The sequence below is a fragment of the Streptomyces sp. 135 genome (assembly GCF_020026305.1).
In the GTDB taxonomy this organism is placed as follows: domain Bacteria; phylum Actinomycetota; class Actinomycetes; order Streptomycetales; family Streptomycetaceae; genus Streptomyces.
Map to the genome: position 1 here is coordinate 3,298,111 of NZ_CP075691.1, position 12,165 is coordinate 3,310,275.

The 12,165-nt window shown below is 72.3% G+C and carries 12 protein-coding genes and 1 pseudogene; 2 read left to right on the forward strand and 11 right to left on the reverse strand.

Translation table 11 applies throughout. The annotated features are described in order from the left end of the window. Positions 1-187: 187 nt before the first annotated feature. The 7 genes and pseudogenes from KKZ08_RS14845 to KKZ08_RS14875 all read right to left on the reverse strand — a co-directional run bounded on the left by KKZ08_RS14845 (position 188) and on the right by KKZ08_RS14875 (position 8,185). Positions 188-2,530, reverse strand: coding sequence for a UvrD-helicase domain-containing protein (locus tag KKZ08_RS14845; RefSeq protein ID WP_223779059.1), 2,343 nt, complete (start codon positions 2,528-2,530; stop codon positions 188-190). Positions 2,531-2,638: 108 nt separating this feature from the next. Then, positions 2,639-3,438 (reverse strand): annotated as a pseudogene (locus KKZ08_RS14850) (anti-sigma factor). Beyond that, on the reverse strand, positions 3,435-4,010 hold the full coding sequence (locus tag KKZ08_RS14855; RefSeq protein ID WP_223774903.1) for a sigma-70 family RNA polymerase sigma factor: 576 nt from the start codon (positions 4,008-4,010) through the stop codon (positions 3,435-3,437). The pseudogene KKZ08_RS14850 and the gene KKZ08_RS14855 overlap by 4 nt, the downstream one beginning before the upstream one ends. Before the next feature lie 103 nt (positions 4,011-4,113). Next, positions 4,114-4,701, reverse strand: a complete 588-nt coding sequence (locus KKZ08_RS14860; RefSeq protein WP_223774904.1) for a CGNR zinc finger domain-containing protein — start codon at positions 4,699-4,701, stop codon at positions 4,114-4,116. A 126-nt stretch (positions 4,702-4,827) separates the two neighbouring features. Beyond that, complete coding sequence (locus tag KKZ08_RS14865; protein ID WP_223774905.1) at positions 4,828-5,982, reverse strand: uroporphyrinogen-III synthase; 1,155 nt, start codon at positions 5,980-5,982, stop codon at positions 4,828-4,830. Between the two features lie 155 nt (positions 5,983-6,137). Further along, complete coding sequence (locus KKZ08_RS14870; protein WP_223774906.1) at positions 6,138-7,481, reverse strand: nitrate/nitrite transporter; 1,344 nt, start codon at positions 7,479-7,481, stop codon at positions 6,138-6,140. 164 nt (positions 7,482-7,645) lie between these two features. Continuing rightward, positions 7,646-8,185, reverse strand: a complete 540-nt coding sequence (locus tag KKZ08_RS14875) for a MarR family transcriptional regulator (protein ID WP_223774907.1) — start codon at positions 8,183-8,185, stop codon at positions 7,646-7,648. Between the two features lie 117 nt (positions 8,186-8,302). On the opposite strand from KKZ08_RS14875, the gene KKZ08_RS14880 reads away from it, so the two are divergent. Both KKZ08_RS14880 and KKZ08_RS14885 read left to right on the forward strand, forming a co-directional pair. Next, complete coding sequence (locus KKZ08_RS14880; RefSeq protein WP_223774908.1) at positions 8,303-9,250, forward strand: EamA family transporter; 948 nt, start codon at positions 8,303-8,305, stop codon at positions 9,248-9,250. Between the two features lie 66 nt (positions 9,251-9,316). Beyond that, positions 9,317-9,964 (forward strand): NAD(P)H-binding protein, encoded by a 648-nt coding sequence (locus tag KKZ08_RS14885; protein ID WP_223774909.1) that lies wholly within the window; start codon positions 9,317-9,319, stop codon positions 9,962-9,964. Between the two features lie 23 nt (positions 9,965-9,987). Here the strand turns inward: KKZ08_RS14885 and KKZ08_RS14890 are convergent, their stop codons facing one another. The 4 genes from KKZ08_RS14890 to KKZ08_RS14905 form a co-directional block, all read right to left on the reverse strand. Continuing rightward, on the reverse strand, positions 9,988-10,215 hold the full coding sequence (locus KKZ08_RS14890; RefSeq protein WP_223774910.1) for a hypothetical protein: 228 nt from the start codon (positions 10,213-10,215) through the stop codon (positions 9,988-9,990). Between the two features lie 39 nt (positions 10,216-10,254). After that, complete coding sequence (locus tag KKZ08_RS14895) at positions 10,255-10,656, reverse strand: hypothetical protein (RefSeq protein ID WP_223774911.1); 402 nt, start codon at positions 10,654-10,656, stop codon at positions 10,255-10,257. Continuing rightward, positions 10,653-11,312: a hypothetical protein gene (locus tag KKZ08_RS14900; protein WP_223774912.1), complete on the reverse strand. Its 660-nt coding sequence runs from the start codon at positions 11,310-11,312 to the stop codon at positions 10,653-10,655. Before KKZ08_RS14900 ends, KKZ08_RS14895 begins: the two co-directional genes overlap by 4 nt. 212 nt (positions 11,313-11,524) lie before the next feature. Next, on the reverse strand, positions 11,525-12,127 hold the full coding sequence (locus tag KKZ08_RS14905) for a hypothetical protein (protein WP_223774913.1): 603 nt from the start codon (positions 12,125-12,127) through the stop codon (positions 11,525-11,527). Between the last annotated feature and the right edge of the window lie 38 nt (positions 12,128-12,165).

The window sequence follows — 12,165 nt, forward strand, 5'->3', positions numbered from 1 at the left end:
GTGACGTGGGCCTCTCTCATCCGTTCATGACACCGACCCGCCATGCTCGCCTCGCGGCAAGTGGTCGCTCGTAGCGACGAAGGTTGGGCCCGGGGGCTTGGATCGAGCCGGTGCCACATCCAAGGTAACAAAGGATCCCCGTAAGGCAATTCCCGTCCCGGTAACTGCCGTGCGGAGCACGGCGCGGCTAATCGCGGAGCAGGTCCGGCACGCCGTCCGCGTCCGGGTCGTCCCGCTCGCCCGACAGGACCGTGAGCTGCTGCGTCGCGCGCGTCAGCGCCACGTACAGGACCCGCAGGCCCGCCGGGGACTCGTCGGCGATCTCCGCGGGCGAGACGACGACCGTCGCGTCGTACTCCAGGCCCTTGGCCTCCAGGCTGCCGAGCGCCACCACGCGGTCGCCGAGCCCGGCGAGCCAGCGGGCCGCCTGGTCGCGGCGGTTCATCGCGACGACCACGCCGACCGTGCCGCTCACCCGCTCCAGGAGCAGGGCCGCCTCCTCGCGCACCGACGCGCCGAGGTCACCGTCGCGCACGACGCCGAAGCGGGGCTCCACGCCGGTCGAGCGGACCGCCGAGGGCGAGTGGGCGCCCGGCATCGCGAGGGCCAGGACCCTCGCGGCCACCTCGGCGATCTCGGCGGGGTTGCGGTAGTTGACGGTGAGCGTGAAGCGGCGGCGGGGGCGCGAGCCGAGCGCCTCGTCGCGGGCCTCGGCCGCCTCGTCCGGGTCGGACCACGAGGACTGCGCCGGGTCGCCGACGACCGTCCACGTGGCGTGCCGGCCGCGGCGGCCCACCATGCGCCACTGCATGGGGGTGAGATCCTGCGCCTCGTCGACGATCACGTGGGCGTACTCGGTGCGTTCCGCCGCCAGGCGTTCGGCGCGCTCGCGCTGGGACTCCTCGCGCTGCGGCATCAGCTCTTCCAGGCCCGTGAGCAGGTCGAGGGGGTCGAGCTCCTTCTTCTTGCGGGGCCGGTGCGGCGTGCCGAGGATCGCCTGGAGCTCGTCGAGCAGCGCCACGTCGTGCACGGACAGGGCGTCCCGCTTGAGGGACCGGGCGACCTTGCGGATCTCGCCGGGGTTCAGGGCGCGGCGCGCCCAGCGGGCCAGGCGCCGCTCGTCGCCCATCGCGGCGAGGACCGCGCGGGGGGTCAGCTCCGGCCACCAGGCGTCGAGGAAGCGGATGAAGTCGTCCTCGGACGTGATGTCGTCGTCGAAGGAGGAGCGCAGCTCGGCGGCGAGTTCCGGGTCGGAGTGGCGGCCCGCGGCCCCGGACTGCGACCACAGGGCGTCCAGGAGGAGCTTCCTCGCGCGCGGGCGCAGGAGATTGACGGGGGCGGTCCCGCCGAGGGCATTGCGGCGGATGCGGTTCAGCTGCTCGGCGTCCAGTTCGAGGCGGCGGCCGAAGGCGACGACGCGCAGCCGGGTGGGGGCGCCCTGGGACTGCTCGGGCTGCGGCTCCGGATCGTCGCCGAAGGTCAGCTGCTCGTCGCGGGGCGCCTTGGGCTGCCTGCCCTGTACGCCCTCCAGTGCGCCCCGCGCCGCCTTGCGCAGCACGCCGAGCATCCGCGAGGAGCCCTTGACGCGGGCCACCGCCGGGGAGTCGTAGACCGTGGCCTCGACGCCGTCGACCAGGGAGCCGACCGCGCGGATCGCCACCTGGCCCTCCTCGCCGAGGGAGGGCAGGACGCCCTCGGTGTAGGCGACCAGGAGCGGGGTCGGGGAGACGATGAGGATGCCGCCCGCGTAACGGCGGCGGTCCTGGTAGAGGAGGTAGGCGGCGCGGTGCAGGGCCACCGCCGTCTTGCCGGTGCCGGGGCCGCCCTCCACGTACGTCACGGAGGCGGCGGGCGCGCGGATCACCATGTCCTGCTCGGCCTGGATGGACGCCACGATGTCGCGCATGGTGTGGCTGCGGGCCTGGCCGAGCGCGGCCATCAGCGCGCCGTCCCCGATCACCGGCAGCTTCTCGCCGCGCAGATACGCGGTGATCTCCGGGCGCATCAGGTCGTCCTCCACGCCGAGGACCTTGCGGCCCTTGGAGCGGATGACGCGGCGGCGTACGACACGGCCCGGGTCGACCGGGGTCGAGCGGTAGAAGGGGGCGGCGGCGGGCGCACGCCAGTCGATGACGAGCGGGGAGTAGTCCGCGTCGAGTACGCCGATGCGCCCGATGTGCAGCGTCTCCGCGATCTCGGCCGTGTTGTCGTCCGTGATCGCGCCTTCGGCGGGCTCCACGGCCGTGTACGCGCCGTCGGGGCCCTTCTTGCCGTCCTTGCCCTGGAGCAGGTCGATGCGGCCGAACAGGAAGTCCTCGAACTCGTTGTTGAGCCGGTTGAGATGGACACCTGCGCGGAAGACCTGGGCGTCGCGCTCGGCGAGCGCGCCCGGCGTACCGACCTGGGAGCGCTTCGCGGCGTCGTTCATCAGGAACTCGGCCTCGTGGATCTTCTCCTCGAGACGTCGGTAGACCTGGTCGAGATGGTCCTGTTCGACACTGATCTCGCGGTCGCGTGTGCCTGACGGCATCACTGCGTTGGCGTCGGCCACCGAGGCCCCTTTCGAGCGTGCTGCTGCCCCTGTTGAGCAGCCGTCCACCGTACGCGAAAGGGACCGCGCTTGTGCACCTGGCCGCGCCTACACGTCGACCTCGACCAGGCGCTCGCCGTCGAACGTCGTCACCTCGAAGTGGTCGATGTCGTTGCGGTCCATGGCGGCGCCCCCGTGGACGTACAGCGGACCGCGCGCCCACTTGTCCGGACTGTCCTTGATGCCGTAGCCCCACTTGGGCACCGACCAGCTGGTGACCGTCTCCTTGGTGCCGTCCTTGCCGACGGCGACGAGGGAGCACTTGAGCGGTCCCTTGACGTTCTTCAGCTCCAGGACCGCGTGGGTGCCCCAGGCCTTCTTCTCCGTGCCGACCGTGGCGCTGACCTTGGTCGAGGGGTCGGTGGCCGCCTTCTTCTCGTCCATGTGGTGGAAGAAGGCGTCCTCGGCGGGGCTGGTGGGGTGCGGGTCCGCGGCGAGGTTCTTCGGGCCGCTGCCGTCGTCGCCGGTCACCGCGAGGACGGTGAGGGGGCCGCCGACGATCAGCGCGACGGCGGCCGCGACGAGGAAGAGGCCGCGCCTGCGCCGCCGCTCGCGCGTGCGCGACACCTCGCCGAGGAGGCGGTCGGCGAGGCGCGGGCCGGGCGCGCGGCGAGCCGTTCGCCGATCTCCGGTGCGCCGCGCCCGCCCGGGAGGCCGGCGAGCGCCGCCAGCATCGGCTCCACGGCGGAGAAGTCCTCCAACTGCCGCGCGCAGGGCTCGCAGTCCGCGAGGTGCGCCTCGAACCACGCGCTCTCGGCCTCGTCCAGGACGCCGAGGGCGTAGGCGCCGACGGCCTCGTGGACGGTGTCGTCCCGCCACGCGCCGTGGTGGTCGTAGGACCCGGTCATGCCTTCACCCCCCGCTCCTCCAGTGCGAGCTTCATCGAGCGAAGCGCGTAGAAGACCCGTGAGCGGACCGTGCCGCTGGGAATGCCCAGCGTCGCGGCCGCCTCGTTGACCGTACGCCCTTTGAAGTACGTCTCGACAAGTACCTCCCGGTGCGCGGGAGTCAGGTCCTCCAGGGCGTCGGAGAGCGTCATCAGCCACAGTGCCTTGTCGATCTCGTCCTCCGCGGGGATGACCTCCAGCGGCGACGGGTCGACCTCCTGCGGCCGGGCCTGCCGGCTGCGGTGGCCGTCGATGACGATGCGCCGGGCGACCGTCACCAGCCAGGGGCGTACCGAACCGGTCGCCCGGTTGAGCTGTCCGGCGTTCTTCCAGGCACGGATGAGCGTCTCCTGCACCACGTCCTCGGCGCGCTGCCGGTCCCCCGCGACCAGCCGCAGCACGTACGCGAGCAGCGGTCCCGCGTGCTCGCGGTAGAGCGCGCGCATCAACTCCTCGTCCGGCCCCGGCGGGCGCCCGAGACGGTGCCGGGGCGGCCGCGGTCGTTCATCGGCCACAGCGGAATCCTTGCGCACGTCTGCCTCCGGTGTCCGCGCTTCGGGCGGGTCGGGTGGGTCTCATGCCGGAGGTACGTACGCGAAGCCCCAGGTGTTCAACGCCGCACGGCTCGGCTCCGGTTCACGCCCGGGCGAGCGCCGCCCTGCGGCGGTGGCGGGCCACCCGTTCGCGGTTGCCGCAGACCTCGCTGGAGCACCAGCGGCGGCGGTGGCCGCGGGAGGTGTCGAGGTAGACGATGGGGCAGGTGTCGCCCTCGCACTGGCGCAGCAGGGCGCGGGCCACGGGGTCGGTGAGCAGGTCGACGGCGTCCCTGGCGACGCCGGCGAGCAGTGCCGCGCAGGCCGGGTCGTCGCGCAGGACGCGGGCCAGGGAGCCGTCGGCGGTGCGCACCGCGCGGGGGGCGGGGGGCGCGGCCGCGGCCAGCGCGTTGACGTGCTCCAGGGCGTTGTCGGCGGGCCGCTTCTCGATTTCGCCGAGTACCAACTCAGCGACGTGAGCCCGCAGTTCGCGAAACGCGGTGAGCCAGCCCTGGTCCGCGCCGGGCAGCGGGGCGCCCGGCGGGACGAGACCGGCACCCGCGAGCCAGGCACGCAGCCTGCGTACGGAGTCGAGCCGTTCCACGGGGTGGTTCGTCGCCACGAGGTCCAGACAGCTCCGCCCGGAGTCGAATCGCAGCTCGTACGGGGCCGGGGCCATGCCCAACGCCATGCGCCTGTCACCGCCTTGGGGGTACCGGTGAGTGAATGCCGTCGCCTACCCCCTACAGTGCACGCCGCCCGGCGGGTCCGGAACCCCTCCCACCGGCACACGTCCGACGAGCCGTCAGATCCGCTGTCACTCCGCGTACTTGGACTCCGCCGCCGGGTCGATCGCGAGCCGGTAGCCCCGCTTGACCACCGTCTGGATCAGCTTCGGCGCGCCCAGGGACGTACGCAGCCGCGCCATGGCCGTCTCCACGGCGTGCTCGTCGCGGCCCGTGCCGGGCAGCGCCCGCAGCAGCTCCGCGCGGGCCACCACCCAGCCGGGGCGGCGGGCGAGGGCGCGCAGCAGGGCCATGCCGGCGGGCGGCACGGCCCGCAGCTCCTCGTCGACCAGGACGGCATGGCCGCGGATCTCCACGCGGTGCCCGGCGATGGGCAGCGCCCTGGCACGGGCGGGCAGCTCCTGGCAGAGCAGCTGGACGAGGGGGCCGAGCCGGAAGCGTTCGGGCTGGACGGTGTCCACGCCGCGCGACTGGAGCGGCAGCGCGGTCACGGGCCCCACACAGGCGGGCAGCACGTCATGGCCGAGGGCGGCCAGGAACTCCTCCACCATGCCCCGCTCCTCGGCGCGGGCCAGCAGCGACGCGGCGGCGGGCGCGCTGGTGAACGTGAGGGCGTCGACGCCCCGCCCCACCGTCGCGTCGAGCAGCCGGTCCACGGGCGCGAGGTCCTCCGGCGGCAGCCACCGGTAGACGGGCACGCCGACGACCTCCGCCCCCGCCGCCCGCAGCGCCTCGACGAAGCCGGGCAACGGTTCGCCGTGCAGTTGCAGTGCGATGCGGCGCCCGGCGACGCCCTCGCCGAGCAGCCGGTCGAGCACCTCCGCCATGGACTCGGACGAGGGCGACCACTCCTCGGTGAGCCCGGCGGCACGCACCGCGCCCTTCACCTTCGGGCCGCGGGCGAGCAGCTCGACCCCGCGCAGGCAGCCGAGCAGCGCCTCGCCGTACCCCCAGCCGTCGGCGGCCTCGATCCAGCCGCGGAACCCGATGGCGGTGGTGGCGATCACGACGTCCGGGGCGTGGTCGATCAGTTCCTTGGTCGCCGCGAGGAGTTCGCTGTCGTCGGCGAGCGGCACGATGCGCAGCGCCGGGGCGTGCAGCACCGAGGCGCCGCGCCGCTGGAGCAGCGCGCCGAGCTCGTCGGCGCGCCGGGCCGCGGTCACGCCGACGGTGAATCCGGCGAGGGGTCCGTGCGCTGTCGGGGAGTTCGATGGGGGCGCGTGCATAGGTCTGTCTCGTCTCGGCTGTCTCGTCGACCGTCTCGGCTGTCTCGTCCCGGCTGTCTCGTCTCGTTTCTTCCCGCTCGTGGCCGGCGGCGGACGACCGAGCCTGCCAAGGGTGCGTGACAGGCCCGGTTCACGACGATGTCCGCCGTGTTACGTCACACCTCGGCGTAGCTGAGCTGCGACTTCACGTCCGCATCGGCCCCGGCGGCCGTACGGCGGACCGCCTTGCCGCGAAGGTATACGGCCCAGGTGACCACCGAGCACACCCCGTAGAAGCCGAGGAACGCCACGAACGCCCCCGTGCCCGACCCCACGGTCTGGAAGGACTGCCGCAGGGCGAGGTTGATGCCGAGCCCGCCGAGCGCGCCGACCGCCCCGATCAGCCCCATCGAGGCCCCGGACAGCCGCCGCCCGTACGCCGCGGCCTCCTCCCCCGCCAGTCCCTTGCGCTCGGCCTTGGCCTGGAAGATCCCGGGGATCATCTTGTACGTGGATCCGTTGCCGAGCCCGGTGAGCACGAACAGGGCGATGAAGGCGCCGACGAACAGCGGCAGCGACTCCCTGACCGAGGCGACCACGACGACGCCGGTCGCGGCGCCCATGCCGACGAAGTTGCCGAGGGTGATGCGCGCCCCGCCGTGCCGGTCGGCGAGCCGCCCGCCCACGGGCCGGATCAGCGAGCCGAGCAGCGGCCCGATGAAGGTCAGCTGGGCGGCCTCCAGCGGCGTACGTCCGAACTGCGTCTGGAGCACGAGCCCGAAGGCGAAGCTGTAGCCGATGAAGGAGCCGAACGTCCCCACGTACAGGAACGCCATGATCCACGTGTGCGCGTCCCGGACGGCGGCCCTGACGGCCCCCGTGTCGTTGCGCACGGACGAGATGCTGTCCATGTAGCGGGCGGCGCAGAGGACGGAGAGCAGGATCAGTGGGATGTAGATCCCGAGCACCACCCGCGGCCCGCCGCTCGCCCCGATGACGGCGAGCCCGACGAGCTGCACGACGGGTACGCCGATGTTGCCGCCCCCGGCGTTGAGGCCGAGCGCCCAGCCCTTCTCCCGCAGCGGGAAGAAGGAGTTGATGTTGGTCATGCTGGAGGCGAAGTTGCCGCCGCCGACGCCGGTGAGCAGCGCGCACACCATGAAGGTGGTGTACGAGGTTCCCGGCTCCATGACGAGGAAGGCGGCGACGGTCGGCAGGAGCAGGAGGGAGGCGGCGATGACGGTCCAGTTGCGCCCGCCGAAGCGGGCGACGGCGAAGGTGTAGGGGACACGGACGACGGCTCCCACCAGGGTCGCCATCGACACCAGGAAGAACTTCCCGGCCGGGTCGATCCCGTACTCGGGCCCCATGAACAGGACCATCACGGACCACAGGCTCCAGACGGAGAACCCGATGTGCTCGGAGAGCACCGAGAACGCCAGGTTCCGCCGGGCGACCCGCTCCCCTCCCTCCTCCTTCCAGAACTTCTCGTCCTCCGGGTCCCACCGTTCGATCCACATCGCGTGCCTCCACGGCCAGTCCACTGGTCCACGTCCACATCCACACCCACTGCTGACGCTTCCGAAGGTAGGGATCACGCGTTTCGGCCCTGTGGCGCCCAGTGACCGGCGGGGAACGTTGCTCTCACCGGGGGCGGGGCCGGGTGGTGAGGGCGTCGGGCGGGTCAGCCCAGGTGGGTGTCGCCGAGCGAGACCAGCAGGCGGCTCAGCGCCCGGTCGAGTGCCTCGCGGTCGGCGGGGGTCAGCGCGGCCAACATGCGTTCCTCGTTGGCGATGTGGTCGACGACGGCGCGGTCGACCAGCTCGCGGCCGGCCTCGGTGAGGCGGACGCGGATGGCGCGGCGGTCGGCGGGGTCGGGGCGGCGTTCGATCAGGCCCTTGCGTTCGAGTTTGTCGAGGCGGTTGGTGATGGCGCCGGAGGTCACCATCGCGGTCTTGAGGAGGCCGCCCGCGGTCAGCTCGTGCGGGGCGCCGACGCGGCGCAGGGTGGCGAGGACGTCGAACTCCGCGAACTCCAGGCCGTATTCGGTGAAGACCTTCTTCATGCCCTTGCTCAGCAGGTGGTCGGCGCGCTTGATGCGGCCCACCAGGGCCATCGCGTCCAGGTGCGCGGGGTCGAGGTCGGGGCGCTCGCGGCGCCACTGGCCGCGCAGCTCGTCGATGGCGTCGGGGCGCGGCCCGGCCGGCGGCTGATTCTCGGTCATGTGTGATCCCTGCCCGATTCTCTCAACGTTCAGATACTTGACGTTCGCGGACCTGGGGCCCATATTTACCTCAACGTTGAGAATAACAGCGTTGAGGGAATCACGAGGGGGAGCGTCATGTCCGTGTCCGCGTCCGTCAGCACCGCTACCGCGCAGGGTGGGAGTACCCCGGGCGGGAGCGCCACGCCGCGTGACTCCGCCAAGGCCGCCGCGGGCATCGCCGCGCTCGCCGCCATCGGCCCCGCGACCTGGGGCACCACCTACGTCACGACCACCGAACTCCTGCCCCCGGACCGGCCGTTGCTCGCCGCGGCCCTGCGCGCCCTGCCCGCCGGGCTGATCCTGCTCGCACTCACCCGGCGGCTGCCGCGCGGCGACTGGTGGTGGAAGGCGGCCGTGCTCGGACTGCTCAACTTCGGCGCGTTCTTCCCGCTGCTCTTCTTCGGCGCCTACCACCTGCCCGGCGGCGTCGCCTCGACGATCAGCGCGGTCATGCCGCTGCTCGTGGCGGGCTTCGGGATCGGCGTCCTGAAGGTCCGGCCCACCCGCCGTACGCTGATCGCGGGCCTCGTCGGCGTCATCGGCGTCGCCCTGCTGGTCCTGCGCGGCAGCGCGGCGGTCGACGCCGCCGGGATCACCGCGATGCTGGCCGCCACGACACTGATGGCCCTGGCCGTGGTGCTCAGCAAGCGCTGGGGCCGCCCGGAAGGGGTCTCGCTGCTCGCGCTCACGGGATGGCAACTGACCGCGGGCGGCCTGGTCCTGGCACCCGTCGCCCTGACCGCCGAGGGCCTGCCCGACCACTTCACCGGGGCCAACGCCGTCGGGTACGCCTACCTCGGCATCATCGGCACGGCCCTCGCGTACGCCCTGTGGTTCCGCGGCATCGAACGCCTGCCCGCGTCCTCGGTGTCCTTCCTCGGCCTGACCAACCCGGTCGTCGCCACGCTGGCGGGCCTGCTGCTCCTCGGCCAGACGCTGACGCCCTGGCAGGTCGGCGGCCTGGTCCTGGTGGTGGCGAGTGTCCTCCTCGGCCAAAACTCCCGCCGCCGGCAGCGACGGTGACCGCATCCGCCCGCTCCACCTCCACTGAACGCACTGAACGCACTGAACGCAAGGAGCAGCACCCCCATGCGCATCACCGTCTTCGGAGCGGCCGGTAACGCGGGCAGCCGCGTCGTCACCGAGGCCCTGGCCCGCGGCCACGAGGTCACCGCCGTGGTCCGCGACGCGGCCCGCCACGCGGAACTGCACCCCGGCGCCACGCCCCGCACGGGCGACGCGGGAAACCCGGACCACGTGGCGGAGCTGGCCGCCGGGCAGGACGTCGTGGTCAACGCGACGAGACCGGCCCCCGGCAGCGAGGGCGACCACGCGGCCGTCGTCGAAGCCCTCCTGGCGGGCCTCGCCCGCACCCCCGGCGTCCGCCTCCTGGTGATCGGCGGCGCGGGCAGCCTGACGGTGCCCGGCACACGGGGAACCCCGGCGATCGACGACCCGCGCTACGTCCCCGAGGCCTGGCGCCACATAGCCGCGGCCTCCAACGCCCAGTACGAGGCACTCCGCACCGCGAACACGGCCGTGGACTGGGCCTACTTCAGCCCCGCGGCCCTCTTCGAACCGGGCACCCGCACGGGCCGGTTCCGCCTCGGCAAGGACGAACTACTGGTGGCTCCCGACGGCACCTCGTCCCTCTCCATGGAGGACGCGGCGATAGCACTCCTGAACGAGACAGAGAACCCGCGTCACCACCGGGGGCGTTTCACGGCCGGGTACTGAGAGCCCCGGGCCCCCACCCGCCGTCACCGGTTGACGGCCTGCACCTCCCGCACCACGACGTCTTGGGCCGCCCCATAGACGCCGTCCGGGAGGTCGCCTCCGTCACGATCGGTGCTGCTCCAGCTGATCTTCCAGGTGAGGGTGGCCTTCAGCTGGTACGCCCCGCCCTTGGCCGAAGACCGCAGGTACCGCACACCGCACGGCGGCTCCGTGTCCGCCGGCGTGCCCTTGGTCTCGCCGTCGGGGGCCATCCTGATCTCGGTGTCCGGGACGGGCAGTTCGTCGTACTCTTACTCGGCGAGGATCCGCGGGGTCACGGCGAGCGGCTCGTCCGGCGTCTTGCCCTCATCGACCCAGAAGGGCTGCTTGTCGCAGGCGCTGGCCTCCAGGTCGTCCTCGCGATGCGCGGTCTTCTCGATCTCCCTGGGGGAGAAGGCGGGTTCGTACCAGCAGGCGGGCGGAGTCCCGTTGCTGTCCGCCGACGAGAGATTGCCGGTCGTCGCGGACTTCGCATCGCCGTTGACGGACGTCCGCACCTTGGTCTGCACGGTGATGGTGCGGCCGTTCTTGCCGCCCTTGGCGTCCTCGGTGGTGCCCGCGGTGTTCGTCCGGTCCGCCCACGCCACCGGCGCGGCCTGCACGGTGAGCAGCAAGGCGGCGCATATGGCCAGGGCTGTTCCTCTGCGCGTCACAGCTGGCAGACCTCGCTCCCGCGCTCGGAGGTGCTCTTGGTCACCTGCCACACACCCTTGGCGTTCTTGCGGAGCCGGTCGTTGTAGAACACGTACGAGTTCTTCGTGGGCTTGGTGACGTTGACCTTCTGCGTCTTACGGTCCTTCGTGTAGCCCTTGGACTCGTCGGCGCAGTACGTGAGTCCGGCCGAACCGTCCTTGCTGAAGACGACCTTGCGGTTGAAGTAGCGCACGGTGCCCGTCACCGTCGTGCCGTCCTTGATGAAGCCGCTGACCCAGTCCACGGTCCCGAGCAGGGCCGAGTCCTTGCTGTAGAAGACGATGGCCTCGGACTTCGGGTCCTGCTTCTCGATGGCCTCGTCGATGGCGCGGAGATACTCCGCGTTGTCGCGCAGCACCGCGTCCGTCCTGGCCTCGCCTGTCGTCTCGGGCGTAAAGACGATCTCGTCGCCCTTCGGCAAGGTCACCTTGGGCCGCTCGATCCCGTCATCCGAAGCCTTCGGCGACGGCGACTCCCCCTCCTTGCCCCCCGCGTCCGCCCCCGCGATCTTCTCGTTGTCCCTGGCGCCCTCGTCGCCGCTTCCGCAGGCGGAGAGCGAAAGGGCCGCGGCGGCGGTCAAGGCGGCCGCTACGAGCAGAGTGGGGCGGCGGTTCACGGTCAGCTCCTGGTGGGGCGTGGGTTCTTCGGGTTATCCGGTTCTCGGGAGCGAACCAAGCTATCCATGCGGCAAGGGGCGACGCCAGCCGTGTCGGCGCGCCGCCGTCGCTCCACGCCACCGAGCCGTCACCAAACGGCGCCTCCCCCACCCGCGTTCACGGTTGGGGGCGCGAAGACGGAAGGCGGGCCCGCCCCGCCCCGCCCGCTTCGTCACTTCGCCGGGAACTTCCACACGGCCGGCTCGCCCTCGCTGTCCTCGGGGGCCCAGTGGACCTCCAGCTCCTTCGTGCCGACGGGCACCAGGTAGGTCTGGCAGATGACGTGGCTCTCGCCCTTCTTCCAGCCCTCCAGCTCCAGCTCGTCCTCGCAGCCCGGCGCGTCCTCGGAGGCGCCGATCAGCAGGCCGCCGCGGGTGCCGTCGGCGTAGACCTCCGCGCCGTCACCCACGTCCGGGACGTCCGCGAGCGGGGCGCCCGCCTTGTGCGTGTACTTCACGTGGGCGACCGCGGCGACCAGGCCCTTGGCCTGCTTCGGGTCCGAGACCAGCTTCTTGGTCTCGGCCTCCGTGCCCACGTCGACCTTCTGCGCGGCGACGTCGTACGTGACGGTGGCGTCGCCCTCCTTGACCTTCCCCGTGGTGCTCTCGCCGGCCGCCAGCGCGGCCGGCTCCGCGGGCTTGGTCGGGGACTTGGGGGCGTCCGCCTTCGACTTGTCCTCCGACTTCTTGTCGTCTCCGCCGCCGCAGGCGGTCAGTGCGAGGGCGAGTACGGCGACGGGCGCGGCGAAGCGCAGCGCGGTCTTCTTGCAGAGCAAAGCGATCTCCTGGCAGTGATGGGCCTGCCGCTCAGCTC